This is a genomic window from Paraburkholderia sediminicola, from assembly GCF_046027355.1.
Lineage (GTDB): Bacteria > Pseudomonadota > Gammaproteobacteria > Burkholderiales > Burkholderiaceae > Paraburkholderia > Paraburkholderia sediminicola_B.
Map to the genome: position 1 here is coordinate 1 of NZ_JAQQEK010000099.1, position 1,523 is coordinate 1,523.

1 protein-coding gene and 1 pseudogene are annotated in these 1,523 nt (G+C 55.2%); both read right to left on the reverse strand.

Features of this window, described 5'->3' with window-relative positions; translation table 11 throughout:
- Nucleotides 1–127: pseudogene (locus PQR42_RS45400) on the reverse strand (electron transfer flavoprotein subunit beta/FixA family protein); the annotation flags it as partial.
- A 92-nt stretch (nt 128–219) separates the two neighbouring features.
- Nucleotides 220–1,074: a 3-hydroxyacyl-CoA dehydrogenase NAD-binding domain-containing protein gene (locus PQR42_RS45405; protein ID WP_408393913.1), complete on the reverse strand. Its 855-nt coding sequence runs from the start codon at nt 1,072–1,074 to the stop codon at nt 220–222.
- Between the last annotated feature and the right edge of the window lie 449 nt (nt 1,075–1,523).

Genomic DNA, 1,523 nt, shown 5'->3' on the forward strand with positions numbered 1-1,523 from the left:
TGCGATTTTCATCGAACGGATTCATCGACATTTTTAGATTGGCAATGTCCACGCCCGTGCCGTCCGATTTCGTGCCGACCTTCACGTTGGCATCCACCACCCTTTTTACCGCAACAAGAACCTTCACGTCGTCTCGTCCTCTTAAATCTGCGCACTTGCCTGTATCTCATGCGACGATTTCGGCGATCCAATTACACCTCACCGTACACATGCCCCCTCTCACGTGCTGTACTGAAAGACGCCCCTGCCTTTCTTGCGCCCCAGCCTGCCCGCCGCCACAAGTTCCCGAAGCAGCGGACAAGCACGATATTTCGGATCCCCAAAATCCTTCTGCAACACGTCCATGATCGATAGACAGACATCGAGACCAATCAGGTCAGCGAGCGCCAGAGGTCCAATCGTGTGACTGGCGCCCAGCCGCATACCGGCGTCAATCTCTTCCGCGGTCGCGACGCCCTCAGCCAGAATAGAGAAGGCTTCGTTCAGCATTGGGATGAGCAGCCTGTTCACGACGAATCCCGGTGAATTGGAAACGACAATAGGTGATTTGCCGATTTGCCGGGCCCATTGCAACGCAAAATCGACCGTCTCACTGCTGCTTTGCAGCCCGGGAATCACTTCGACCAGCGGCAGAACGGGAACAGGATTGAAGAAATGAATGCCTATGAAACGCTCGGGTCTTTCAAGTGCCGCGGCCAGTGAAGTAATCGAGATCGAGGAGGTATTGGTCGCAATGATTGCATGTGATGCAACCGTTGACTCGATTTCGCGAAGGATAGCTGTCTTGATGTCCGCACGTTCGGTCGCTGCCTCGATAACCAGATTCGCACTGGCAAGGCTCCTATAGTCGGTGCTTGTCGCCAGGTGCCGTATAGATGCCTCGCATGAGCGCCTATCGAGTTGGCCTTTTTGCACCATGCGCTCAAGCCTGGCGGTTAACGATGCCAGACTGGTCGCAAGCGTCGTCTCACTGACGTCAACCAACACGACCCGAAGACCAGCGACTACTGCCGCCTGTGCGATGCCGCTGCCCATGATGCCGGCGCCGACGACGCCCATTGTTTCGATTTTCACTAGGTGTCCTCTGATGTCGAATGGAGATGAGTCCATTGGGGTCCTGAGACGCCCCTTTCAGCTCGCGAATATTGAGCCCCCTACCGAAGTCGCCCATCCGGACATGCGACTCCCAGCAGCCATCGCCGAAGCTGGTAGTCGCGCTCGCGCTGTCAGGTTCGGCCACCTCACTGGCGTGCTCAATTAATGATGCGAACGATAGCATTTATATCGGCATTCTCGCAACAACGCGACATCTGACTGCTTAGTTGACGAGCAGGAATCACTGCGGCTACACTTGATCAAGTGCTAACGTTCGCATAAACTATAGCATCACAACCGCGATGCCGGTAGCAAACCGGAAACGTCGATCGAACACATCGAGCACTCAAATAGTTCGCACGGCAGTTCTGGACAACAGCGAAGCAGGCAACGTCCTCGCTGTCCGAGACGCCCCAAACGCGATACAA